We start from the raw sequence: 24,380 nt of genomic DNA on the forward strand, positions 1-24,380 counted from the left end.
CTCCCATGCCGGACACGGGAGGATTTTTTTCTATGGAATCATCCAGGCAAAAAAATGATGCTGCAAAAAGGTAATGATACAGACAAGCAATAGCAAAAACAGGCTGTGTTTAATCGTAAATCTGAAAAGCTCCGATTCTTTTCCGGCCAAGCCGACCGCCGCGCAAGCGACCGCGATCGACTGCGGAGAAATCATTTTTCCGGTGACGCCGCCTGAAGAGTTTGCCGCTACGGAAAGAATGGGGTCCATCCCGACAGAAAGCGCCGTTATCTTTTGCAGGTTGCCGAACAAAAGGTTAGCTGAGGTATCAGAACCTGTAATGAAGACACCGAGCCAGCCGAGAACCGGTGAAAAAAAGGTAAACATCGCACCTGTCATGGCAAGCGTCATACCGAGCGTCGTGCTCATCCCGGAAGAGTTGGTGACATAAGCAAAGCCGACCACCGATGCAATGGTAAGAAGGGGAAACTTTAATTCCCGCAAGGTTTCTCTAAATACGGCCCCCCACTTTTTCCATGAGAGCGCGGTAATAAACTTTGAAAGCAAGGCTGCAATCAGGATAGCTGTTCCCGCCGATCCCAGAACTTCGAGTTTATAAACCGCTTCAATCGGCGTCCCGTCCGCATGTAGGATCTGGTTATTCAAAAAAGGTACGCCAGGGGCAAAGGTAAGCTTTTCACCTGCTGCATTCAGCCATTTAAGCCAAACAGCAGTGCCTTCGTAATGGCCGGTAAGCGCCGATTTCACTGAAGGAATTCCCCAAATCGAGATCATCAATGTCAGTAACAGAAACGGAGACCAAGCCTTGAAAATCTCGCCGCCGCTGTAAGTTGGTTCAGATTCGCTTTTTTGCTTTTCAAGTGAGGCTGCCGCTTCTTGTTCGGCGGGAAATCTGAATGTCGTTTTAGGCTTCCAAAACTTTAAAAACACGGCAAGCGCGGCCATGGAAGCAAGCGCCGACAGCACATCCGGCAGTTCGGGTCCTAAAAAGTTGGAACTGACATACTGCACAGCCGCAAAGGAAACCCCCGAAACAAGAATCGCCGGCCATATTTCCAGCGCTTTTCTGAATCCGCTCATGATAATAATTAAGTATAAAGGGATAAATAAAGATAAAAACGGAAGCTGCCGCCCCACCATTTTTGAAATGTCCATCGCCGGAATTCCGGTCGGGCCTTCAACGGCGGTAATCGGGATGCCGATTGCTCCAAAGGCAACCGGTGCTGTATTGGCAATCAGACAGATCCCAGCCGCATAAAGCGGATTGAACCCGAGTCCGACAAGCAAAGCGGCGGAAATTGCGACCGGCGCTCCGAATCCGGCGGCTCCTTCTAAAAAAGCCCCGAAAGAAAATGCTATCAGCAAAGCCTGCAGCCGCCGGTCATCTGTAATCGACAGAACAGAACTGCGGATAATATCAAATTGTCCGGTTTTCACGGTAATTTTATACAAAAAAACAGATGTAACAATGATCCAGCCGATCGGCAATATGCCGTAAACCGCTCCTTGTGTAGCGGACATAAGCGCTTTCTCCGCAGGCATCCCATAAATAAATACAGCAACCCCTAAAGCAATCCCCAAAGTTGCCAGGCCTGCTGTATACCCCTTCATTCTTTTAATCGCAAGCGCCCAGAAAAAGAAGATAATCGGTATAAGCGCGGCAATGGCAGATAAAAGCAGGTGATCCCCCAAAGGCGTGTACATCTGTGTCCATTGCATCCCCAAACCCCTCCTATAAAAAATGTCAGCCGGCCTATATGTAAGCGATTACGAAATATGATATGATCATCAGATGACTGGGTAATAGGACCAGCTAACTAGCATTATATTTTGAAAAAAATGAAAGCACAATACTTTTTTGCGGAAATTGTCTAAATCTTTTGAAGGAGACTAAAAGAGAGTATAATAGAGCAGAAACAGCCAGACCTTACAATTTACGAGGTGACAAGCATTGAAATACAAACAAATAAAAACAAAAAAAATATACGAAGAAGTGGCAGATGCCTTATTGGATATGGTGAAAAGCGGCGAACTGAAGCCGGGTGACAAGCTCGACTCCGTTCAGGCGCTTGCCGAAAGCTTTCAAGTCAGCCGGTCGGCGGTTCGTGAGGCGCTCTCTGCCTTAAAAGCAATGGGGCTGGTCGAAATGAAGCAGGGGGAAGGAACCTATCTGAAAGAATTCGAACCGAATCAAATCTCTCAGCCGCTGTCATCCGCCCTTTTGATGAAAAAAGAAGACGTGAAACAGCTGCTTGAGGTCAGAAAATTGCTTGAAATCGGTGTTGCTTCCTTAGCTGCCGAAAAGCGGACGGAAGAGGACTTACAGCAAATTCATGCGGCCTTAAAGGAAATGGGAGAAATAGAATCGGACGAAGAACTGGGCGAGAAAGCCGACTTTGCTTTCCACCTGGCGCTTGCAGAGGCTTCAAAAAATGACCTGCTGAAACATCTGATGAACAACGTCTCATCACTATTGCTGGAAACGATGAGAGAAACGCGGAAAATCTGGCTGTTCTCCAAGGAGACAACGGTTCAGCGGCTTTATGAAGAGCATGAACGAATTTACAAAGCCGTTCATGCTCAAGATGGGGCAAAGGCGGAAGAAGCGATGCTTACGCACTTAACGAATGTGGAGAGTGTGCTTTCTGGATATTTTGAAGGAAATGCGTAACCTATTCAGGAGTGTATATGGATTGAGTATCTAGACGAAAAAACCCATGAGAATCAACATCACATGGGTTTTTTCATGTTTGAATTTATTTCAAATCAACTAAAATAAAGCACTCATCATCGCTTTTGTGATAGACACTTTTTTGACGATTCAGCAATTGTATAACCTTTTCTGTTAGTTTTGTAATAGGGATATTGCGATGATCCTTTAATATGGGTGATAAGTAGTCTGAATCTGCAGGGCCCATTACACCGTCTGTATAAAGGAGCAGCCTGCCTCCCCGCTTGTATGTGAAAGTGTATGTTTGAAACGAAGCATCTTCATACATACCGATGGGGATGCTTGTGGAATGTAACGGTTTTTAACATGATATAGGATCACAAGTTGTTAGAAGGAGCCGAAAGAACGTTAGTATTCCGCTGATTTTAAGACTTATGGAAGAAAATCCTTTCAATTTTGTGTCCAAATAGTGTACGATATTTGTAAAGAGGTAAATTCAGGTCATCAGATGACCGGATCTTATATTGAGGGTGAAAGAGGGGTTCATCATGAAAGTCTCACTATTTGTCACTTGTCTTGTCGATATGTTTCAAACGAATGTTGGAAAAGCGACGGTCGAGCTGCTTGAACGGCTGGGGTGTGAGGTTGATTTTCCGGAAGGGCAGATCTGCTGCGGGCAGCCCGCATACAACAGCGGCTATGTAAATGACGCCAAAAAAGCGATGAAGCGTATGATCAAGTCGTTTCAGGAGTCAGATTATGTCGTCAGCCCATCGGGATCTTGCACAACGATGTTCAGGGAATATCCCCATTTATTCAAAGACGATCCGAAGTGGGCTGAGGAAGCGCAGCGGCTTGCGGATAAAACGTATGAGTTAACCGACTTTATCGTGAATGTGCTGGGGGTAGAAGATGTAGGCGCAACACTTCATAAAAAAGCGACCTTACATACATCGTGCCATATGACGAGGCTGCTCGGTGTGTCAGAGGAGCCCATGAAGCTGCTGAGCCATGTGAAGGGGCTTGAGTTCACCGCACTTCCCGGAAAGCACAAATGCTGCGGCTTTGGAGGAACGTTTTCCGTCAAAATGGCGCAGATTTCTGAACAGATGGTGGATGAAAAAGTCGCGTGTGTGGAAGAGACAGAAGCTGAAGTGCTTATCGGGGCGGACTGCGGCTGTCTGATGAATATTGGGGGCAGGCTTGGCCGAAAAGACAAGAATGTCAAAGTGATGCACATCGCCGAAGTGCTAAACAGCAGATAACTAGATACAGAGGGGGAAAAGGTCATGGCGATGAAAATCGGTACTGACGCTTTTAAAGAGCGGGTATCACAGGGGCTTGACAACCAATTTATGAGAGGCGCCGTCTCAGGCGCACAAGAACGTCTGCGGACGAGGCGCCTTGAAGCGGCGGAAGAATTGGGGAATTGGGAAGAGTGGCGCTCTTTATCAGAAGAGATCAGGCAGCATGTCCTTGAAAATCTTGATTTCTACTTAGAACAGCTTGCGTCAAATGTGGCGAATAGAGGTGGACATGTTTATTTTGCCGAAACAGCGGAACAAGCGTCCTCTTATATTCGGGATGTTATTCAAAAGAAGAATGGCAAAAAAATCGTAAAATCAAAATCAATGGTTACAGAAGAAATCAATTTAAATGAAGTGCTGGAGAAGGAAGGCTGCGAAGTCGTTGAAACCGATCTTGGGGAATACATTTTGCAGATTGATGATCATGACCCGCCGTCACACATTGTCGCGCCGGCCCTTCACAAAAACAAGGAGCAAATCCGTGATGTGTTCAAAGAAAGGCTCTCTTATGAGAATACTGAGAAACCGGAAGAGCTGGTCATGCACGCGCGCGGTATTTTGCGAAAAAAATTCCTTGAAGCCGACATCGGCATTACCGGCTGCAACTTTGCCATTGCCGATACCGGTTCGGTCAGCCTTGTCACAAATGAAGGAAACGGCAGGCTTGTCACCTCGTTGCCGAAAACACAGATTACAGTGATGGGCATGGAGCGGATTGTCCCATCTTTTTCTGAGTTTGAAGTGTTGGTCGGCATGCTGACAAGAAGCGCTGTCGGACAGCGGCTGACAAGCTACATTACCGCGCTGACAGGGCCTAAACTGGAAGGGGAAGCGGATGGTCCGGAAGAATTTCATCTTGTGATTGTCGATAATGGGCGCTCCGGCATCCTGGGCACAGAATTCCAGTCTGTGCTTCAGTGTATCCGCTGCGCGGCATGTATTAACGTATGCCCGGTGTACCGGCATGTCGGCGGGCATTCATACGGATCCATTTATTCAGGGCCGATCGGAGCGGTCTTATCGCCGCTGCTTGGCGGCTACGACGATTTTAAGGAACTTCCTTACGCATCCACATTATGTGCTGCATGCTCGGAAGCGTGCCCGGTTAAAATCCCGCTGCATGAGCTGCTTCTCAAGCACCGGCAGAATATTGTCGAAAAAGAAGGCAAAGCGCCGATCAGTGAAAAGCTTGCGATGAAAGCATTTGGTCTCGGTTCGTCCTCCAAGTCGCTTTACAAATTGGGGTCTAAATGGGCGCCTGCTGCGATGACACCTTTTACAGAAGATGAAAAAATCTCGAAAGGCCCAGGCCCATTGAAAGAATGGACGCAAATCCGCGATTTCCCAGCACCGCATAAATCCAGATTCAGAGACTGGTTTGCAGATCGGGAAAAGAGCGAAAGCAAGGAGGAGGAGAAGAAGCGATGACAAAGGGAACCATACAGCATCAGGACAGCTTTTTAAATCGGATTGCATCCAGCCTCGGCCGGGACAGAAGAACGGAAGGAGTCATCGTTCCTGAATGGACGCATCAGCCCCAGCATAAAGTGTATGAAGGATATTCAATGGATGACTTGGTCGGCGTGCTGAAAAATCAATGTGTCAAAATCCATACGGAATTAATCGAGACTGATTCGGCGGGGCTTTATGATGCGCTTCGCGAGCAAGTGAGCCGATTCTCCGGAGGCCCCGTGATCATACCGAAAGATCCGCGATTTGAAACGTATGGATTAAGAAGTCTGCTTCAGCAGGATTGGCCTGCTGAAGGCATTCCGGTTTGGGAATGGGATGCAAAACAAGGCGAAGACAATATCGTCAAGGCTGAAGAAGCTAATGTGGGGATTACATTCAGCGAAATCACGCTTGCGGAATCAGGAACGGTCGTTTTATTCTCTTCCAAAGATAAAGGAAGGTCCGTCAGTCTCCTGCCTACCACCTATATCGCCATTGTCCCAAAATCAAGCATCGTGCCGCGGATGACGCAGGCAAGCGACATCATCAAGAAGAATATCGCCGAGGGCGTCACCATTCCTTCATGTATTAACTATGTGACAGGGCCGAGCAACTCGGCTGATATTGAAATGGATTTGGTCGTCGGTGTCCATGGGCCGGTAAAAGCCGCCTATATCCTTGTGCATGATAGATAAAAAGGAACCCCGGCAAATGCCGGGGTTCCTTTATTTGCTGATTTCAAGGCCTCCTCCTTTAACGTAAACATATACTTTTGTGATATAGCATGTCTCTGATTTGGAAAACTTATTTTTTTATTGAATCTAAGAAACCCATAGCCGATCATATTAATATACATATAGGAGGAGGCACCATCTTGAAAAAAATGTTTCTGCTCGTTATTTCACTGGCCATCGCTTTGGCTCTATTTACATATTCAAACACAGAAGCAAAAGCAGCGAAAATGACCCTCGGTTATACAACAGGGGACACGGCTTCTTATAACTCGCTGACGAAATTTCACAAATATCTCAATTCAATCGCAACAGATACGTTTGCCTTTGATAAAAGCGGAAATCTAATTGGGGAGGCTCCCAATAAACAGCTTACATTCGCGAAAAAAAATAAAATCAAAACATGGGCAGTCATTTCCAATTATAATGATGCGATTTCTGATTTTGACGGGGACTTAGCCAATCGCGTCATGACCAATAAAACAGCCAGAAAACACTTTATCGATCAGCTGGCCAAGCTTGCGAAAAAACATTCGTTTTACGGTGTTAATATCGACTTTGAAGCGGTGAATCCAAAAGACCGATCAAAGTATTCCAGCCTCATCCAAGATGTCTCGGCTGCTTTAAAAAAGAAACAAATCAAAACAATGGTTTCAGTTCCTGCCAAAAGTGCAGATGATAAAGGCGATGACTGGAGCTGGCCATACGATTATGCAAAAATCGGAAAATATGCCGATTACGTACAAGTCATGACCTATGATGAACATGGCATTTGGGGCGAGCCAGGTTCTGTTGCAAGTACAAACTGGATCAAAAGCTCTTTACAATTTGCAGTGAAAAAAATCAAACCGAATAAAGTCGTCATGGGAATTCCTTCATACGGAAATGACTGGGATCTGACAGACCAAACAAACAGCACAGTAAAACAGTGGACTGAGATCAATACCCTCAAAAAGAAGCTAAAAGCCAAGCCTGCTTACAATAAGAAAACAGGGTCGATGACGTTCTCTTATGTAGATAAAAACAAACATAAACATATCGTTTGGTATGAAAATGAAAAAACCATTCAAACGAAAAGCCATCTGGTAAAGCAATATAAAATCGCCGGTGTCTCTGTCTATGCTTTAGGGCATGAATCGGCGTCGTTTTGGAAAGCCATTCAAGCAGGAATAAAATAATGAAAAAAATGGATCTTCTGATTCGAAAGAAATATATTTTTTAGTATTGACATACAAAAGTTAAGAACGTATATTATGTTAATATATTCAGAAAATAAAGTTTCATCTAAACAGAAAATAAAACACATAGATCGGGAGCAGTAAAAGAACCAAATCAGTAACAGAGAGCTGCGGGGTGGTGCGACGCAGTCTGATTCTTCTTTGAACTCGCCCGGGAGTGGTAGGACAAAACGGAATAGAAAGAATATTCCCTATGTTTTAACGGGTAACCTACGTTATGAGGTTCAAAAGCAGGATTCTGTCACAAAAAGAATCAACAAGAGTGGTACCGCGGTCAGCCAAAGGCTCGCCGTCTCTTTATCTCATCGTATGATAAAGAGGCGGCGGGCCTTTTTTATTAAAGAAAAGAAAGCAGAGGACATGTATAAATGGAAAAGGACAAACAAACTTTAAAGCGGACGATGACGTCGCGGCATATTATGATGATGGCATTGGGCGGAGCGATCGGTGCAGGCTTATTTAAAGGAAGCAGCACCGCGATTGATGTAGCAGGCCCATCTGTTATTATCGCTTATCTTATCGGAGGTATTATTTTACTTTTTATTATGCAGGGATTAGCCGAAATGGCTGTTCGAAATAGTAATGCCAGAACATTCCGGGACCTTGTGCAATCTGTTTTAGGGAATTACGCGGCATACTTTTTAGATTGGATTTATTGGAAAATGTGGGTGCTGAATATTGCGGCAGAGGCCGTAGTTGCCGCGATTTTTCTCCAGTATTGGCTGCCGGACTGTCCGATATGGGCATTGGCGCTGGGGATTTCTCTTCTGGTAACGATTGTGAATCTGCTTTCCGTGAAAATATTTGCTGAGACGGAGTATTGGCTTGCGCTGATTAAAATTGCAGTGATTGTCATATTTATCATATTAGGTTTACTGCTATTATTTTTTACATTCGGCAATCATTCAGCTGTAGGCTTATCTAATTTAACGGAGCACGGCGGATTTTTCCCGCATGGACCAAGCGGGCTGATCACAGCTATGCTCGTTGTCATCTATTCTTACGGCGGCACTGAGATTATCGGTGTAACCTTGGCGGAGACCAAAAACCCTGAGAAGGTTGTGCCAAAGGCTGTTCGCAGCACATTAACACGTATCGTGGCGTTTTATTTGCTGCCGTTTTTCATCATTGTCAGCCTGATCCCGTGGAATCAAGTAAATTCCGTTCCGGAAAGCCCGTTTGTCATGGTGTTTAAAATGGTTGGAGTTCCCGGTGCGGATCATATCATGAACGCAGTCATCTTGTTAGCGATTATCTCATCCATGAATTCCGGCTTATACGGTTCCTCCCGCATTTTATATACGCAGGCAATGGATGGGCGGGTTCCGAAGATTTTTTCCAAGCTTTCAAAGAAAAAAGTTCCCGTCTATGCGATTTTAATGTGTACGTCGTTTCTGTATGTAGGCGTACTGATTTCTCTATTTGCGGGCAGCCAAACCTTTACCTACTTAATGGGCTCTCTTGGCTATACGGTCTTATTTATTTGGCTGATTATCGGATTCGCCCATTTGAAATCAAGGAAAAACCAAACGGAAATGCCGAGCTATTATGTGAAATGGTTTCCTTACACCACATGGTTCGCGATCCTTTCATTAATTGCCATCCTGATAGGCGTCATCTTGACAACATCCATTGTGATTACCTGCATTACCGCAGCGATTTATCTTTTGATTACAGCGGCGTATGTGTGGAAAGGAAGACGTCATCAATAGAAAAAAACTCTTGTCTCAAGCAGACAAGAGTTTTTTTGTGCCGTTTACTGTGCAGCTTTTCCTTTGATGCCAAGCGGATTAGCGGTTTTAAGCTTTTTCGGCTTTGAGTTCACAAAGCAAATACTGATGACAATGAAAAGCAGGCCAGCTAAAAGATTGAAGGTGAGCGGCTCATGAAAGAACAGCGCGCTGACCGTAATTGAAATAAGCGGAATCAAAAAAGTATAGGATGCGACCTTGCTCGCTTCTCCGGATCCGACAAGCATAAAGAACACAAGCCAGCCGAGCGCAATGACAAACACGGAGATGAACAAAAGGCTGATGACAAAAGGTGCCGTCCATTGGATCGCGGACCAGCTCTCTGTTGAAAATCCTGATACAAGTAAAAACACACTGCCGATAGTCAGCTGCATGGCAACCATCCAAATGGAATCGACACGGCTTCCTGTTTTTTTCATAAAGACTGTCCCGAGCGCCCAGCTGATGGCTGAACCGAGCGCAAGCAAAATGCCGGTCACGGAGATGTGCCCGCTGAAGCCGGCCGCACTGATGACGGCGACACCGGCGAAACCGACTGCCAGCCCGACCAGCTTCAAAGCAAACATGGATTCGCCGAGCCACATCCACGAGAAAATGCCCATTAATACAGGCTGAAAGAAAACGATAGCGGAAAACAAGCCCGCCGGCAGATAATTCAGTCCGATGGTTTGCAGTCCGTAAAATAATGAAATATTTAAAATGGCAGAAATAAGATAGATATGCCACGTCTGTTTAAAACGGAGCTTTTGCAGACGCGGTAAGGCAACCAATAGCAATAACAGCCCGCCGATCAGCGTCCTGATACCCGCAAATAATAAAGGCGGCGAGTAAGCGAGCGCGGCTTTTGACAGCGGCCAGTTGACTCCCCACATGATGACCAGAAACGCAAGAAAGAACGCTGTCTGCGTCTTAGAAAGCTGTTTCAATTTCAATCACTCCTTGTAGAACATTTCCATCATATGATACGGTATTAAACAAGATAAATAAAATGAATCTTTTTTATAAGGAGCATAAGTAAATTGTTATGACTATAACCCAATTGCAAGTTTTCGTAAAAATAGCTGAAACGGGAAGCTTTACAAAAGCCGGGCAGGCGCTGAATATGACGCAGCCGGCCGTCAGCCACGCAATTTCCGCGATCGAGGCCGAGCTAGGTGTGAAACTGATCATTCGCGACCGCCGGAACGGACTGATGCTGACGGATACGGGGAAGAACATTTTGGTTCATATCAGAGAAGTATTAAAAGGGATTGAAAAAGTCGAGCAGGTCGCTGCCGCGGAAAAAGGGCTCGAGCTTGGGACGATTCATATCGGCACCTTTCCTTCCGCGTCCGCACATTTTATGCCAAAGCTGATCAGTGTGTTTAAACAAAAGTATCCGAAGCTTGAGCTGATTTTGCATGAAGGAACAGTAGATGAGGTGAGAGAATGGCTTCAATCACGGATTATTGATGCAGGCATTCTGCTTTTCCCCGCTCGGGATATGGAATATATTCCGCTCAAAAAAGACAAGATGGTTGTGGTGCTTCGCGATGACCACCCGCTGTGCAGCCGTTCAGCCATTACGCTGAACGATTTAGACCAAGAACCGATGGTTGTATGTTACGGGGGCTATGAATCTCCCTTTATTGAATTATTTAAGCAGGCCGGTTCCACGCTCAACACAGCGTATACCGTTTATAACGTCAATACCTCCATCAATATGATCCGAGAAGGCTTAGGGCTTGCGATTATATCCGAGCTTTCCATGTCCGGAATGCCGCTGCCCGAGCATGTGGTGACGCGTGACCTTGACCCGCAGGTGTTCAGAGAGATCCAGCTCGCTGTTCCTTCATTAAAGGAAGCCTCGCTTGCGGCCCAGCTTTTTATTCAGACCGCTCAGGAACTGTTTACGTAACACCCATCTTCCATCCCATCTTCAAAAGCATCGGTATAAGCAATCAATGCGGAGCGCATATAGCGCTGCGCATTTTTTTATGCTTGTGTATTTCCTTGCCATATATCATTGTTCGAATTTCATCGAATCAATTTCTTTAAATGGGAGGTACGGGTGTGGTATGGTGGTTCTTAGATGCCCTTCAGTAAAGAAAGGCTCCGGATTTTCCTAAATTGCACACTCAAACGGCTTTAGGCCGTTCACTTACATTACATCTTTAAAGGAGAGAAAAATGTCAAACAAACAACTGAAAGATACAAGGTTTTCCGTATTGAATTTATCTCCTATCGTCAAAGGAGGAACTGTTGAAGAATCCTTTAAAAACAGCATGGATTTAGCCCGCCGCGCGGAAGAATGGGGTTATAACCGCTACTGGCTTGCCGAGCATCACAATATTGAAGGTGTCGCAAGCTCGGCGACGTCCGTATTAATCGGCCATATAGCCGGCGGAACAAAAAAAATCCGCGTCGGTTCCGGCGGGATTATGCTGCCGAACCATTCCTCGCTGGTCATTGCGGAACAATTCGGAACCCTTGAAACGCTCTATCCCGGCCGAATTGATTTAGGGCTGGGCCGGGCGCCGGGTACCGATCAATTAACGGCAAGAGCATTAAGAAGAAATGTAAACAGCGGTGAAGATTTTCCCGAACAGCTGGACGAATTGCGCAATTACTTTAAGCCGTCAGGAAACGTGCGCAATCAAGTCCGCGCCATCCCTGGAGAAGGCTTGAATGTGCCGATCTGGCTGCTTGGTTCAAGCGGCTTCAGTGCCCGTCTTGCCGGTGAACTCGGGCTTCCGTTCGCATTTGCGGCTCATTTCTCACCGGCGAATACCGTTCCTGCTTTAGAGCTGTACCGCAATTCTTTTACGCCGTCAGATGTATTGGACGAACCGTATGCAATGGTCGGCGTAACAGTTATTGCCGCCGATAAGAATGAAAAAGCGCAGCGTCTTGCAACCTCGCACTATCAGAAATTTTTAGACCTTGTCCGCGGCAAACCGAACCAGCTTAAACCGCCTGTCGAAGATATGGACCAAATCTGGAGTCCGTATGAAAAAGCGATGGTCAATGAGCAGCTCAGTTCCACAATTATCGGCGGTCCGAAAGAGGTAAAGGCGAAGCTTGAAGACTTTATCCGGACGACCGGGGCTGACGAAATCATGGTGAATTCTGAAACCTTTGAGCACAGTGACAGACTGCGCTCCTTTGAAATCATCGCCGATATTATGAAAAACAGCTGAGTTCTTTCAATATATTCATACACAAAAAGCAATGTAATGGGAATTCCATCACATTGCTTTTTTTATTCCCCGATTTTCTTCACCGAATGGCGGATGATTAATTCCGGTTCGAAAATCACATCATCCTGCTTTGGCTTTTTATGTTCCAGACAGTCAATCACATATTTCGCTGCGGCTTTTCCCATCGCGGATTTCGGATGCTTGACCGAAGTCAGCTTCACCTCGGAAATCTGGGCGAAATGAGAATCATCATAACCGACGATCGAAATATCGTCAGGCACCTTCAGACCGATGTCACGGATCGTATTGATGACCTTCAAAGCGATTTCATCATTGTAGCAAAGGATCGCCGTCGGCCTGCTGCTGTTCTTTTCAAGAATGTGTTTCACTTTTTCCAGTAAAATCAATTCCTTTTCCTCTGTTGTAAACGTAACAATCATGTCAGGGGAAGGAAATAGCTGGCGGTCACGGTGTGCCTGAATATAACCGTTCATTCGTTTGACGCCCTGCGTGTCATCGGCTTTAAAAATCCCCATAATCTGAGTATGCCCGAGAGAAAACAGATGCTCGGCTGCCATTATGCCGCCTTTTATGTCATCTACCCGAAAGCTTGGCGCCGCCAGCTCAGTATACGATGCGTTCATCATCGCAAATGGGATTCCGTTTTTTTCGAGGTTGAGATAATACCCTATATTAGGGGTTTGCATTGCGCTTTTCGTCGGTTCGACAATGAGCCCGTCAATATTTTTAGACAGCAGGTTCTCTAGGCCTCTTCTTTCGTTTTCTGTCTGATTGTTTGTGCTTGTAAGCAGCATGGAATAGCCTTTCTCGCTTAAATAAGACTCAATCCCCCTGATGATGCTCGGAAAAATATAGTCTGATATGTATGTTGTCAGAACACCGATCGTTTTATTGGAATGGATGGCCGACTTTGAGGAGCGGGAGGCGACGAAAGTGCCCCCGCCTTGCACGCTGTAAAGCAGTCCTTGTGACACGAGGTCTCCGATTGCTTTCCGTATCGTATGGCGGCTAACACCGAATTGCTGCATTAATTCACTTTCTGTCGGCAGTTTTTGATCAGGCAGAATTTTGCCTTGATTAATCCATGAGCAAATTTCTTCTTTTACTTGAACATATTTCGGTAACATGTGAATTCCTCCAAAATGTATACGCACAAATTTTAGTATAACACAGCCATCTGTACAATAAAATGTAATAACCATATGATTAGATTTATTTGTACGTTCAAATGAAGGAATAATGCAGATTGTGTTGAATATAAGTACGTACAACAAGTGTATTCACACAAAAATGAAAACGCTTTTATTAACGCATTGCTATAGGAGGGTGTATAACATGAAGAATAATCCGGCACAAACTGAACCGAATGTCCCAGTAACGAGAGGCCATTCAATGGGTTTTGTGATTCTCATTTCTTGTGCGGCAGGGCTGGGCGGATTGCTGTACGGCTATGACACGGCGGTTATTTCTGGAGCGATCGGCTTTCTGAAAGATTTATATCGTCTGACTCCCTTTATGGAGGGGCTTGTGATTTCCAGCATTATGATCGGCGGTGTATTTGGCGCCGGTATTTCCGGATTTTTGAGTGACAGGTTCGGGCGAAAAAAAATCTTGATGACGGCGGCTCTTCTATTCGCCATTTCCGCCGTAGTTTCAGCAATTTCCCGTGATGTTTCTACATTAATTATCGCGCGGGTGATCGGCGGCTTGGGTATCGGCATGGCTTCCTCGCTGTCCGTAACCTATATTACGGAAGCCGCTCCGCCGGCGATACGCGGCAGTTTGTCTTCTCTGTACCAGCTTTTTACGATCCTAGGCATCTCGGCAACGTATTTTATTAATCTGGCGGTTCAAAGGTCAGGCACATACGAATGGGGCGTGCATACCGGATGGAGATGGATGCTAGCCTATGGGATGATTCCGTCAGTAATCTTCTTTCTTGTTCTGCTGGTTGTGCCTGAGAGTCCGCGTTGGCTGGCGAAAGCGGGCCGAACCAAAGAAGCTTTGGCTGTTCTTCAGCGAATAAACGGGGAAGCCGCAGCTAAAGAAGAAATCAAAAATATCGAAAAATCCTTGCAAATTGAAAAGATGGGGTCATTATCCCAGCTTTTCAAACCCGGTCTTAGAAAGGCGCTTGTCATCGGTATTTTGTTAGCCCTTTTTAATCAGGTGATCGGCATGAACGCGATTACATATTATGGCCCGGAAATTTTCAAAATGATTGGTTTTGGCCAAAACGCAGGGTTTGTCACGACTTGTATTGTCGGGGTTGTGGAAGTGATTTTTACGATCATTGCCGTCTTGCTCATTGATAAAGTCGGCCGGAAAAAATTAATGTCCATCGGATCTGCATTTATGGCTGTTTTTATGATTTTAATCGGAACATCATTTTATTTTCATCTGACAAGCGGTCTTATGCTGATCTTTTTCATTTTAGGCTTTGTCGCTGCGTTCTGCGTATCGGTCGGACCGATCACATGGATTATGATTTCAGAAATATTCCCGAATCATCTCCGCGCAAGAGCAGCAGGAATCGCCACTATATTTTTATGGGGCGCCAACTGGGCGATCGGGCAGTTTGTGCCGATGATGATCAGTTCATTCGGCCTTGCGTATACATTCTGGATATTCGCCGTCATCAACATCCTTTGTTTTCTGTTTGTATTCACGATTTGCCCGGAAACGAAAAACAAATCCCTTGAAGAGATCGAACAGCTTTGGATAAAAGATAAAAATGAAAGCGTTTCAAATTTTAATTGAAAAACGGAGTCCTTTCATTCGAGAGGACTTTTTTAAATTCATCTGCACGCATGTCAAGCAGCCTGTATATAATGAATCTATATCCCCCATACTAAAATAAGAAGCAAGCCGGGCTGCCGGCAGTGCGAATATTGTCGATAATTAACCTTTAACAGTTGAATAAACAAGTACACCCTGTTAAAATAATTAAAGAAAGCAGAAATAATTTTTTTTGGCTATGATGGGACGTTTTTTGTCATAGTGGGACGTTTTGAGTCCAGGTGTGAATAGAAAGGAACGTTTAAACCATGAACCAATTAATACAAGCACAAAAAAAATTATTGCCTGATCTTCTGGTTGTGATGCAAAAAAGATTTGAAATCTTGCAGTATATCAGGCTGACAGAACCCATTGGGCGAAGAAGCCTGTCTGCCAGTCTCGGAATCAGCGAGCGTGTGTTGAGAGGTGAGGTTCAGTTTCTTAAAGAACAGAACCTGGTCGATATTAAAACAAACGGCATGACTTTGACAGAAGAAGGCTACTCACTGCTTTCTATTCTAGAAGATACGATGAAAGATGTTTTAGGTTTGACTGTTTTGGAAAAGACATTAAAGGAACGTTTAAATCTAAGGGATGCCATCATCGTATCCGGAGACAGCGACCAATCCCCTTGGGTCAAAAAAGAATTGGGGAGAGCGGCTGTCGCATGTATGAAAAAAAGATTTTCTGGAAAAAATATCGTCGCTGTTACTGGCGGTACGACAATTGAGGCTGTCGCCGAGATGATGACGCCGGATTCAAAGAACCGCGAGCTTTTGTTTGTGCCTGCAAGAGGCGGTTTAGGCGAAAATGTCAAAAATCAGGCGAACACCATATGTGCGCATATGGCAGAAAAGGCTTCAGGCACTTACCGGCTTTTGTTTGTTCCGGGACAGCTGTCTCAAGGCGCATACTCATCTATTATTGAAGAGCCTTCGGTTAAAGAGGTGCTGACAACGATTAAATCCGCAAGTATGCTGGTTCACGGAATCGGCGAAGCTAAAACAATGGCGGAGCGGCGAAACACACCTCTGGAAGACTTAAAGAAAATTGATGAAAACCACGCCGTGACAGAAGCTTTCGGCTACTACTTTAATTCTGACGGTGAAGTTGTCCATAAGGTGCATTCGGTCGGAATGCAGCTGGATGACCTTGACGCGATTCCGGATATTATTGCGGTAGCGGGCGGATCATCAAAAGCCGGGGCGATCGAGGCTTACTTTAAAAAGCCCCGCAATACGGTCCTCGTCACTGACGAAGGAGCGGCAAAGAAGTTATTAAGGGATATAAACAGTCCCTCAATATAAATATCTCTCACTTATTTAAAGGAGGAAACAATCATGGCAGTAAAAGTCGGTATTAACGGATTTGGTCGTATTGGACGTAACGTATTCCGCGCAGCGTTAAAAAATTCTGAAGTTGAGGTAGTAGCAGTTAACGATTTAACAGATGCTAATATGCTTGCTCATCTTTTACAATATGATTCTGTACACGGAAAATTGGACGCAGAAGTTTCTGTTGACGGAAACAACCTAGTGGTAAACGGCAAAACAATCGAGGTTTCTGCTGAACGCGATCCTGCTAAACTTAGCTGGGGCAAACAAGGCGTTGAAATCGTAGTTGAATCTACTGGTTTCTTCACAAAACGCGCAGACGCTGCAAAACACTTAGAAGCTGGCGCGAAAAAAGTAATCATCTCTGCACCTGCTAACGAAGAAGATATCACAATTGTAATGGGTGTTAACGAAGACAAATACGATGCGGCTAACCATGACGTTATCTCTAATGCTTCATGTACAACAAACTGCTTAGCTCCATTCGCAAAAGTACTTAACGATAAATTCGGCATCAAACGCGGTATGATGACAACTGTTCACTCTTACACGAATGATCAGCAAATCCTTGATCTTCCGCACAAAGACTACCGTCGTGCGCGTGCAGCAGCTGAAAACATCATCCCAACATCAACTGGTGCTGCAAAAGCTGTTTCTCTAGTTCTTCCTGAACTAAAAGGAAAACTAAACGGCGGAGCAATGCGTGTTCCAACTCCAAACGTATCTCTAGTTGACTTGGTTGCTGAACTTAACCAAGACGTAACGGCTGAAGATGTAAATGCAGCTCTTAAAGAAGCGGCTGAAGGAGATCTTAAAGGAATCCTTGGTTACAGCGAAGAGCCATTAGTTTCTGGTGACTACAATGGTAACCAAAACTCTTCTACAATCGATGCTCTTTCTACAATGGTAATGGAAGGCAGCATGGTAAAAGTAATCTCTTGGTACGATAACGAAAGCGGATATTCTAACCGCGTTGTTGACCTTGCAGCTTACATCGCGAAACAAGGTCTTTAATTCATAGCTGATAAAGGGCCGGACTTGGTTCTTTTGTATAGAAACGCTATAATGAAAGCGGACAAGGGAAGGGGACGGACTCCCTTTCCCTTTTTCCATGAAGACCGGCTTTCAGAAAACGCCGGATAAGTGCTTACCCCGCGTTTTGCTTGCGTTGGCGGCGCCTTCATGTTTTTGGCCGACTGCCCTGGCTAAAACCATGATCTGCCCTGTGCCGGCTTTCGTTTGCAATCTGCCCCGCGGTTTAAGAGTGCTTGATCAGGCGGTTTCACGTTTTTCGTGCTGTTTGTAAACCATTTTGAAGGAGGATCTCCTAAAGCATGAATAAGAAAACTTTAAAAGACATCGACGTAAAAGGTAAGGTTGTATTCTGCCGCGTTGACTTTAACGTTCCAATGAAAGACGGGGAAGTAACAGACGATACTCGTATCCGCGCTGCGCTTCCAACAATCAAACACCTTGCAGACCAAGGCGCGAAAGTCCTTCTAGCGAGCCATTTAGGCCGTCCGAAAGGCGAAGTCGTTGAGGAGCTTCGTTTAACTCCTGTCGCAGCGCGTTTAGGAGAACTGCTTGGCAAAGAAGTGAAAAAAGCGGATGAAGCTTACGGCGATGCTGTTCAAGCGCAAATTTCCGACATGAAGGACGGAGACGTTCTTGTGTTAGAAAACGTACGTTTCTATCCTGGCGAAGAAAAAAATGATCCTGAACTTTCAAAAGCATTCGCAGCGCTTGCTGACGTATACGTGAATGACGCATTCGGCGCCGCTCACCGCGCGCACGCATCAACTGCGGGAATCGCTGAGCATCTGCCGGCTGTTGCAGGTTTCTTAATGGAGAAAGAGCTTGACGTTCTCGGAAAAGCAGTCTCCAATCCTGAGCGCCCGTTCACAGCAATCATCGGCGGAGCGAAAGTAAAAGACAAAATCGGCGTCATCGAAAGTCTTCTTGATAAAGTGGACAACCTGATTATCGGCGGCGGTCTTGCTTACACATTTGTAAAAGCGTTAGGCCACGAAGTCGGAAAATCTCTGCTTGAAGAAGATAAAATCGAGCTTGCGAAAACCTTTATGGACCGCGCAAAAGAAAAAGGCGTTAATTTCTATATGCCTGAAGATGTATTGGTAGCAGATGATTTCTCTAACGATGCAAACACAAAAATCGTGCCGATCTCTGAAATCCCTAGCGATTTAGAAGCGATTGACATCGGAACGAAAACACGTGAAACGTATGCTGATGTTATCAAAAACAGCAAGCTTGTCGTATGGAACGGACCTATGGGTGTATTCGAAATCGACTTGTTCGCAAAAGGAACAAAAGCGGTTGCTGAAGCTTTGGCAGAGGCAAAAGATACATACTCTGTCATCGGCGGAGGAGATTCTGCGGCAGCGGTTGAGAAATTCGGCCTTGCTGATAAAATGAGCCACATTTCAACAGGCGGCGGCGCTTCTCTTGAATTCATGGAAGGCAAAGAGCTTCCTGGAGTCAGCGCGTTAAACGATAAGTAAGACTAAACTGCTATAAGGAAGTGGAACAGATGAGAAAACCAATTATAGCCGGTAACTGGAAAATGAATAAAACACTTGGCGAAGCTGTCAGCTTTGTTGAAGAAGTGAAATCTTCCATCCCAGCAGCAGACAAAGCTGAAGCTGTAGTTTGCGCACCAGCGCTTTTCTTAGAAAAACTGGCTACAGCTGTGAAAGGCACTGACCTTAAAGTCGGCGCCCAAAACATGCACTTTGAAGAAAACGGCGCGTTCACAGGCGAAATCAGCCCGGTAGCATTGAAAGACCTTGGCGTTGAATACTGCGTCATCGGCCACTCAGAGCGCCGCGAAATGTTCGCTGAAACGGACGAAACGGTTAACAAAAAAGCACACGCTGCTTTCAAACACGGCATTGTGCCGATTATCTGTGTAGGCGAAACGCTTGAAGAGCGTGAAGCAGGCAAAACAAACGATCTTGTTGCAGATCAAGTGAAAAAAGGCCTTGCCGGACTTTCTCAAGATCAAGTCGCAGAATCTGTTATTGCTTACGAGCCTATTTGGGCAATCGGAACAGGCAAATCTTCTACATCTCAAGATGCGAATGACGTGTGTGCGCACATCCGTCAAACAGTCGCTGGCGAATTCGGCCAAGAAACTGCTGACAAACTGCGCATTCAATACGGCGGAAGCGTAAAGCCTGCCAACATTAAAGAATACATGGCCCAGTCCGATATTGACGGTGCTTTGGTTGGCGGCGCAAGCCTAGAGCCACAGTCATTCGTTCAATTATTGGAGGAAGGTCAATATGAGTAAAAAACCAGCTGCACTCATCATTCTTGATGGGTTCGGATTACGCAATGAAACAGTAGGTAACGCAGTAGCCCAAGCGAAAAAACCGAATTTTGACCGCTATTGGAACCAGTATCCTCATCAGACATTGACTGCTTCAGGTGAAGCTGTCGGCCTCCCTGAGGGTCAAATGGGGAACTCCGAAGTAGGCCACTTAAATATCGGTGCCGGGCGTATCGTGTACCAAAGCTTAACACGCGTGAATGTTGCCATCCGTGAAGGAGAATTTGAACGCAATCAAACATTCCTTGACGCGATCAGCCACGCGAGAGAAAACAACAAAGCCTTGCACCTGTTCGGTCTTCTGTCTGACGGTGGCGTACACAGCCATATTAATCATTTGTTCGCACTGTTAAAACTTGCGAAAAATGAAGGGCTGACAAAGGTATACATCCACGGTTTCTTGGACGGCCGCGATGTAGGTCCGCAAACAGCGAAAACTTACATTAAGCAGCTGAATGACCAAATCGAAGAAATCGGTATCGGCGAGATTGCCAGCATTTCCGGACGCTATTACTCCATGGACCGCGACAAACGCTGGGACCGTGTAGAAAAAGCGTACCGCGCAATGGCATACGGCGAAGGCCCGACATACCGCAGCGCGATGGATGTTGTTGAAGATTCTTATGCGAACGGAATTCATGATGAATTCGTCATTCCGTCCGTCATCACAAAAGAAAACGGTGAGCCTGTTGCGAAGATGCAGGACGGCGATTCTGTGATTTTCTATAATTTCAGACCGGACCGCGCCATCCAGATTTCCAACACGTTTACAAATAAAGATTTCCGCGATTTCGACCGCGGTGAAAATCATCCGAAGAACCTGCATTTCGTCTGCCTGACACATTTCAGTGAAACAGTTGACGGCTATGTGGCGTTTAAACCGATGAATCTTGATAATACTGTCGGGGAAGTATTGGCACAGCATGGATTAAAACAGCTTCGCATTGCCGAAACTGAAAAGTATCCGCACGTCACGTTCTTTATGAGCGGCGGACGTGAAGCTGAATTCCCTGGTGAAGAACGCATCCTCATCAATTCGCCGAAAGTCGCAACGTACGACTTAAAGCCTGAGATGAGCGCGTATGAAGTAAAGGATGCGCTTGTGAAGGATATCGCTGATGACAAGCATGACGCGATTATCTTAAACTTTGCGAATCCGGATATGGTCGGACACTCCGGAATGGTGGAACCGACAATTAAAGCAATTGAAGCAGTGGATGAATGCTTAGGCGAAGTGGTCGATGCCATCATCGCTAAAGGCGGACACGCCATCATTACCGCTGATCACGGTAATGCTGACATTCTGATTACAGAATCAGGAGAACCGCACACTGCGCATACGACAAACCCTGTCCCTGTTATTGTGACAAAAGAAGGCGTGACATTGCGCGAGGGCGGAATCCTAGGCGACCTTGCACCAACGCTTCTTGACCTTCTGAACGTTGAAAAACCGAAAGAAATGACAGGAACTTCTTTAATTCAAAAATAATTGCAAACAAAAAGGAGAGACAAACACATGCCATACATTGTTGATGTTTATGCACGCGAAGTATTAGACTCACGCGGCAACCCAACAGTTGAAGTTGAAGTTTATACAGAATCAGGAGCATTCGGCCGCGCATTAGTTCCAAGCGGAGCTTCTACAGGTGAATACGAAGCAGTTGAGCTTCGTGACGGCGACAAAGACCGTTACCTTGGAAAAGGCGTGTTAACAGCTGTTAACAACGTAAACGAAATTATTTCTCCAGAGCTTCTTGGCTTTGATGTAACAGAACAAAACGCAATTGACCAGCTTTTAATCGAGCTTGACGGAACTGAAAACAAAGGCAAGCTTGGCGCTAACGCAATTCTTGGTGTATCTATGGCTGTTGCACGCGCTGCTGCTGATTTCTTACAGATTCCTCTTTATCAATATCTTGGAGGATTCAACTCAAAAACGCTTCCTGTACCGATGATGAACATCGTCAACGGCGGAGAGCATGCTGATAACAACGTTGACATTCAAGAATTCATGATTATGCCTGTAGGTGCTGAGAACTTCCGTGAAGCGCTTCGCATGGGCGCTCAAATCTTCCACAGCTTGAAATCAGTTCTTGCTGCTAAAGGCATGAACACAGCTGTAGGTGACGAAGGCGGATTCGCTCCAAACCTAGGTTCTAACGAAGAAGCTCTTCAAACAATCGTTGAAGCGATTGAAAAAGCCGGCTTCAAACCTGGTGAAGAAGTAAAGCTTGCAATGGATGCTGCATCTTCTGAGTTCTACAACAAAGAAGACGGCAAATACCATCTTTCTGGCGAAGGCGTTGTGAAAACTTCTGCTGAAATGGTTGACTGGTACGAAGAAATGGCTTCTAAATACCCAATCATCTCAATCGAAGACGGCCTTGACGAAAACGACTGGGAAGGTCACAAACTTCTTACAGAACGCCTTGGCAAAAAAGTTCAGCTTGTGGGTGACGATCTATTCGTTACAAACACGAAAAAATTGGCTGAAGGCATCAAAAACGGCGTAGGCAATTCTATCCTGATCAAAGTAAACCAAATCGGTACATTGACTGAAACATTCGATGCAATCGAAATGGCGAAACGCGCAGGATACACTGCCGTTATCTCTCACCGTTCTGGTGAAACAGAAGACAGCACAATCGCTGACATCGCTGTGGCAACAAACGCAGGCCAAATCAAAACAGGTGCTCCGTCTCGTACGGACCGTGTTGCGAAATACAACCAATTGCTTCGCATCGAAGACCAATTGGCTGAAACGGCTCAATACCACGGCATTAACACTTTCTATAACTTGAATAAGTAATAATAAAAGACCGCCGAGATTTCTCGGCGGCTTTTTGATATTCGTATGAACTAAAAAACCTCTTTGAGACTTTTTTACATCCCCATGTCTTTTCACTCACCGAAAAACCAACAGTTCCCTTCTTTTATATTAGATTAATTTGGTAATTAGTATTCATTTTTCTCATTTTTAAAGGAATCATTAGGATTGAACCGAAGAGAAGAAGTTTAATAAGAGGAGGGATTTGATGAAATATGTATTTATGTCAGCAGCACTTGCCTCAAGCTTTATATGGGGAGTGCCTGCTGATCTGGTAAAGGAGAAACAGATTCAATCAGCCTCGGTGATTGAGTCAAAGTTTGATGCGGATGGCGCGTTTGAAACCATTCATGATTTGAGTGAGACAATAGGGCCTAGGGAAACAGGAACAGACAAAGAGAAGGAAGCGGCAGAGTATTTATCAAATCGGCTGCGGGCTGAAGGCGTATCGGTTCGTATGCAGCCGTTTGAATTAAAAAACTACTTTTCCGGCTCTATCACGGCGGGCGATCACGAATTTCCGATTCGGTCAGCAGATGATGCCGCTGTAAAGGGTGAAGTAAAAATAGACGCTCCCATTTACGATGGAGGTTATGGTTTAAGCCGTGATTTAAAAGGTGCCGAGGGCAGAATAGCAGTCATAAGGGAGGGGAAAATCCCGGTGTCTCAAAAAATAAAACATGCGGAAAAAGCAAACGCAGCCGCTGTCATTATTTATAATCATAAGACAAAACCGCTTGCCATACGCCCAAATAAGGAAAAGAATATAACCATACCGACGGCGGGTATGAAGAAAGAAGACGGGGAAGCCTTATTGAAAGAGAATCAGGCGGTGATTCAGTTTAAGAACTATCAACACCGCATCTCAAGAAATGTGATAGGGACCCGCAAAGCGAAAAGCTCGAAGCATCCTGATATTATTTACGTCACCGCCCATTATGATAGTGTACAAGGAGCACCGGGAGCAGATGATAATGCATCAGGTACGTCTGCTGTACTGGAAATGAGCAAGATGTTTAAGAATCTGCCAGATAATAAAGAGATTCGGTTTATCTTATTTGGTTCAGAAGAATTGTGGTCTGCCGGTTCATCCTATTATGTCAGTAAGCTGACAAAGGATGAGATCAAACAAAGCCAGGCGAACTTTAATGCAGATATGATTGCGACTGATTGGAAAGAAGCGAGTCAACTATTCGTGACCACTCCTGACGGTAAGACCAATCAAAGTATCAGGTATGCTGTAAATGCCGCTGAAAAGCAGCATATCAAGAAACCAAGTCTTATTCAGCTCGGCTATTCTGATCATGTCTCTTTTTATGAGGCGGGTATTGCTTCTGCCAATTGGATTTGGCTTAGCCCAGAAACGAATGAGCCTGGCCCTTGGTATCACACAAGCAATGACAATATGGAACACATTAACAAAGATAGATTAAAGAGTGCAGGGGAGCTTATTTCTGCTTCCGTATCAGAAGCTATTCAAGATTGATTAAGCAGGCTCCGGCCTGTTTTTTATTTTTCAGTATATTCTTTTAATTAGGGGTAATATGCTTAATGATTCCCTGGTTTATTCCTTATTATGGGTAGTGTAATTCTGAAAAAAAGAAAAAATATTATATATTACCCAACATTTAAAAAGGATATATAACCCATTTATCATATTTATCCTTTTGTTATAATTACAATATCGATCGATATTTGTTTTATTTTGTAAAAATATATCCTTTTCTATCAATTAGGGGGTA

19 protein-coding genes, 1 pseudogene and 1 other annotated feature are annotated in these 24,380 nt (G+C 45.1%); of the genes and pseudogenes, 16 read left to right on the plus strand and 4 right to left on the minus strand.

Features of this window, described 5'->3' with window-relative positions:
* Nucleotides 1-30: 30 nt before the first annotated feature.
* Nucleotides 31-1,719: an L-lactate permease LutP gene (lutP, locus tag GXP75_RS08835; protein ID WP_242556618.1), complete on the minus strand. Its 1,689-nt coding sequence runs from the start codon at nt 1,717-1,719 to the stop codon at nt 31-33.
* Nucleotides 1,720-1,951: 232 nt separating this feature from the next.
* Here lutP and lutR point away from each other — a divergent pair, with 232 nt between their 5' ends.
* Complete coding sequence (lutR, locus tag GXP75_RS08840; protein WP_061570729.1) at nt 1,952-2,671, plus strand: L-lactate utilization/bacilysin biosynthesis transcriptional regulator LutR; 720 nt, start codon at nt 1,952-1,954, stop codon at nt 2,669-2,671.
* 85 nt (nt 2,672-2,756) lie between these two features.
* Here lutR and GXP75_RS08845 read toward each other — a convergent pair.
* Nucleotides 2,757-3,017 (minus strand): annotated as a pseudogene (locus tag GXP75_RS08845) (SpoIIE family protein phosphatase); the annotation flags it as partial.
* 202 nt (nt 3,018-3,219) lie between these two features.
* Between GXP75_RS08845 and GXP75_RS08850 the strand changes: the two are divergent.
* The 5 genes from GXP75_RS08850 to GXP75_RS08870 all read left to right on the plus strand — a co-directional run bounded on the left by GXP75_RS08850 (nt 3,220) and on the right by GXP75_RS08870 (nt 9,111).
* Complete coding sequence (locus tag GXP75_RS08850; protein ID WP_242556620.1) at nt 3,220-3,936, plus strand: (Fe-S)-binding protein; 717 nt, start codon at nt 3,220-3,222, stop codon at nt 3,934-3,936.
* Nucleotides 3,937-3,960: 24 nt separating this feature from the next.
* Nucleotides 3,961-5,406: a lactate utilization iron-sulfur protein LutB gene (gene lutB / locus GXP75_RS08855; protein WP_061570726.1), complete on the plus strand. Its 1,446-nt coding sequence runs from the start codon at nt 3,961-3,963 to the stop codon at nt 5,404-5,406.
* Nucleotides 5,403-6,125 (plus strand): LutC/YkgG family protein, encoded by a 723-nt coding sequence (locus tag GXP75_RS08860; protein WP_214916490.1) that lies wholly within the window; start codon nt 5,403-5,405, stop codon nt 6,123-6,125. Before lutB ends, GXP75_RS08860 begins: the two co-directional genes overlap by 4 nt.
* A 188-nt stretch (nt 6,126-6,313) precedes the next feature.
* On the plus strand, nt 6,314-7,339 hold the full coding sequence (locus GXP75_RS08865) for a glycosyl hydrolase family 18 protein (RefSeq protein WP_396022456.1): 1,026 nt from the start codon (nt 6,314-6,316) through the stop codon (nt 7,337-7,339).
* A 118-nt stretch (nt 7,340-7,457) separates the two neighbouring features.
* Nucleotides 7,458-7,699, plus strand: a binding site (T-box leader).
* 68 nt (nt 7,700-7,767) lie between these two features.
* The gene (locus tag GXP75_RS08870) at nt 7,768-9,111 is read left to right on the plus strand and encodes an amino acid permease (protein WP_242556621.1); all 1,344 of its coding nucleotides are present in this window, start codon (nt 7,768-7,770) and stop codon (nt 9,109-9,111) included.
* Nucleotides 9,112-9,155: 44 nt separating this feature from the next.
* Here the strand turns inward: GXP75_RS08870 and GXP75_RS08875 are convergent, their stop codons facing one another.
* The gene (locus GXP75_RS08875; RefSeq protein WP_242556622.1) at nt 9,156-10,076 is read right to left on the minus strand and encodes a DMT family transporter; all 921 of its coding nucleotides are present in this window, start codon (nt 10,074-10,076) and stop codon (nt 9,156-9,158) included.
* A gap of 98 nt (nt 10,077-10,174) precedes the next feature.
* Here GXP75_RS08875 and GXP75_RS08880 point away from each other — a divergent pair, with 98 nt between their 5' ends.
* Complete coding sequence (locus GXP75_RS08880; protein WP_214916500.1) at nt 10,175-11,047, plus strand: LysR family transcriptional regulator; 873 nt, start codon at nt 10,175-10,177, stop codon at nt 11,045-11,047.
* A gap of 271 nt (nt 11,048-11,318) precedes the next feature.
* Nucleotides 11,319-12,329: an LLM class flavin-dependent oxidoreductase gene (locus GXP75_RS08885; protein ID WP_242556623.1), complete on the plus strand. Its 1,011-nt coding sequence runs from the start codon at nt 11,319-11,321 to the stop codon at nt 12,327-12,329.
* Nucleotides 12,330-12,391: 62 nt separating this feature from the next.
* Here the strand turns inward: GXP75_RS08885 and araR are convergent, their stop codons facing one another.
* Nucleotides 12,392-13,477, minus strand: a complete 1,086-nt coding sequence (araR, locus tag GXP75_RS08890; protein WP_242556624.1) for an arabinose utilization transcriptional regulator AraR — start codon at nt 13,475-13,477, stop codon at nt 12,392-12,394.
* A 208-nt stretch (nt 13,478-13,685) separates the two neighbouring features.
* On the opposite strand from araR, the gene araE reads away from it, so the two are divergent.
* The 8 genes from araE (at nt 13,686) to GXP75_RS08930 (ending at nt 24,124) form a co-directional block, all read left to right on the plus strand.
* A complete protein-coding gene (gene araE / locus GXP75_RS08895; RefSeq protein WP_150224682.1) occupies nt 13,686-15,110 on the plus strand; it encodes an arabinose-proton symporter AraE in 1,425 nt (474 codons plus the stop codon).
* Between the two features lie 287 nt (nt 15,111-15,397).
* Nucleotides 15,398-16,435 (plus strand): gapA transcriptional regulator CggR, encoded by a 1,038-nt coding sequence (cggR, locus tag GXP75_RS08900; protein ID WP_150224681.1) that lies wholly within the window; start codon nt 15,398-15,400, stop codon nt 16,433-16,435.
* 33 nt (nt 16,436-16,468) lie between these two features.
* On the plus strand, nt 16,469-17,476 hold the full coding sequence (gap, locus tag GXP75_RS08905) for a type I glyceraldehyde-3-phosphate dehydrogenase (RefSeq protein WP_003326869.1): 1,008 nt from the start codon (nt 16,469-16,471) through the stop codon (nt 17,474-17,476).
* A gap of 320 nt (nt 17,477-17,796) precedes the next feature.
* Nucleotides 17,797-18,981 carry a phosphoglycerate kinase gene (locus tag GXP75_RS08910; RefSeq protein ID WP_214916504.1) on the plus strand — a complete coding sequence of 395 codons (1,185 nt, stop codon included), beginning with the start codon at nt 17,797-17,799 and terminating at the stop codon, nt 18,979-18,981.
* A gap of 29 nt (nt 18,982-19,010) precedes the next feature.
* Complete coding sequence (tpiA, locus tag GXP75_RS08915; protein WP_003326872.1) at nt 19,011-19,772, plus strand: triose-phosphate isomerase; 762 nt, start codon at nt 19,011-19,013, stop codon at nt 19,770-19,772.
* Entirely contained in the window at nt 19,765-21,300 is a 1,536-nt protein-coding gene (gene gpmI / locus GXP75_RS08920; protein WP_242556625.1) for a 2,3-bisphosphoglycerate-independent phosphoglycerate mutase, read from the plus strand. Before tpiA ends, gpmI begins: the two co-directional genes overlap by 8 nt.
* A gap of 27 nt (nt 21,301-21,327) precedes the next feature.
* A complete protein-coding gene (eno, locus tag GXP75_RS08925) occupies nt 21,328-22,620 on the plus strand; it encodes a phosphopyruvate hydratase (protein ID WP_013390661.1) in 1,293 nt (430 codons plus the stop codon).
* Between the two features lie 226 nt (nt 22,621-22,846).
* Nucleotides 22,847-24,124 carry a M28 family peptidase gene (locus GXP75_RS08930; protein ID WP_242556626.1) on the plus strand — a complete coding sequence of 426 codons (1,278 nt, stop codon included), beginning with the start codon at nt 22,847-22,849 and terminating at the stop codon, nt 24,122-24,124.
* Nucleotides 24,125-24,380 lie beyond the last annotated feature (256 nt).

This window comes from Bacillus sp. HU-1818 (genome assembly GCF_022695965.1).
GTDB classification, from domain to species: Bacteria; Bacillota; Bacilli; order Bacillales; family Bacillaceae; genus Bacillus; species Bacillus atrophaeus.

What these genes read in the sequence shown, in the direction of transcription:
- lutP (WP_242556618.1), bottom strand. Translation starts at nt 1,719, where the DNA reads ATGCAATGGACACAGATGTACACGCCTTTGGGGGATCACCTGCTTTTA.
- GXP75_RS08850 (WP_242556620.1), top strand. Translation starts at nt 3,220, where the DNA reads ATGAAAGTCTCACTATTTGTCACTTGTCTTGTCGATATGTTTCAAACG.
- lutB (WP_061570726.1), top strand. Translation starts at nt 3,961, where the DNA reads ATGGCGATGAAAATCGGTACTGACGCTTTTAAAGAGCGGGTATCACAG.
- GXP75_RS08860 (WP_214916490.1), top strand. Translation starts at nt 5,403, where the DNA reads ATGACAAAGGGAACCATACAGCATCAGGACAGCTTTTTAAATCGGATT.
- GXP75_RS08865 (WP_396022456.1), top strand. Translation starts at nt 6,314, where the DNA reads ATGTTTCTGCTCGTTATTTCACTGGCCATCGCTTTGGCTCTATTTACA.
- GXP75_RS08870 (WP_242556621.1), top strand. Translation starts at nt 7,768, where the DNA reads ATGGAAAAGGACAAACAAACTTTAAAGCGGACGATGACGTCGCGGCAT.
- GXP75_RS08880 (WP_214916500.1), top strand. Translation starts at nt 10,175, where the DNA reads ATGACTATAACCCAATTGCAAGTTTTCGTAAAAATAGCTGAAACGGGA.
- GXP75_RS08885 (WP_242556623.1), top strand. Translation starts at nt 11,319, where the DNA reads ATGTCAAACAAACAACTGAAAGATACAAGGTTTTCCGTATTGAATTTA.
- araR (WP_242556624.1), bottom strand. Translation starts at nt 13,477, where the DNA reads ATGTTACCGAAATATGTTCAAGTAAAAGAAGAAATTTGCTCATGGATT.
- araE (WP_150224682.1), top strand. Translation starts at nt 13,686, where the DNA reads ATGAAGAATAATCCGGCACAAACTGAACCGAATGTCCCAGTAACGAGA.
- cggR (WP_150224681.1), top strand. Translation starts at nt 15,398, where the DNA reads ATGAACCAATTAATACAAGCACAAAAAAAATTATTGCCTGATCTTCTG.
- gap (WP_003326869.1), top strand. Translation starts at nt 16,469, where the DNA reads ATGGCAGTAAAAGTCGGTATTAACGGATTTGGTCGTATTGGACGTAAC.
- GXP75_RS08910 (WP_214916504.1), top strand. Translation starts at nt 17,797, where the DNA reads ATGAATAAGAAAACTTTAAAAGACATCGACGTAAAAGGTAAGGTTGTA.
- tpiA (WP_003326872.1), top strand. Translation starts at nt 19,011, where the DNA reads ATGAGAAAACCAATTATAGCCGGTAACTGGAAAATGAATAAAACACTT.
- gpmI (WP_242556625.1), top strand. Translation starts at nt 19,765, where the DNA reads ATGAGTAAAAAACCAGCTGCACTCATCATTCTTGATGGGTTCGGATTA.
- eno (WP_013390661.1), top strand. Translation starts at nt 21,328, where the DNA reads ATGCCATACATTGTTGATGTTTATGCACGCGAAGTATTAGACTCACGC.
- GXP75_RS08930 (WP_242556626.1), top strand. Translation starts at nt 22,847, where the DNA reads ATGAAATATGTATTTATGTCAGCAGCACTTGCCTCAAGCTTTATATGG.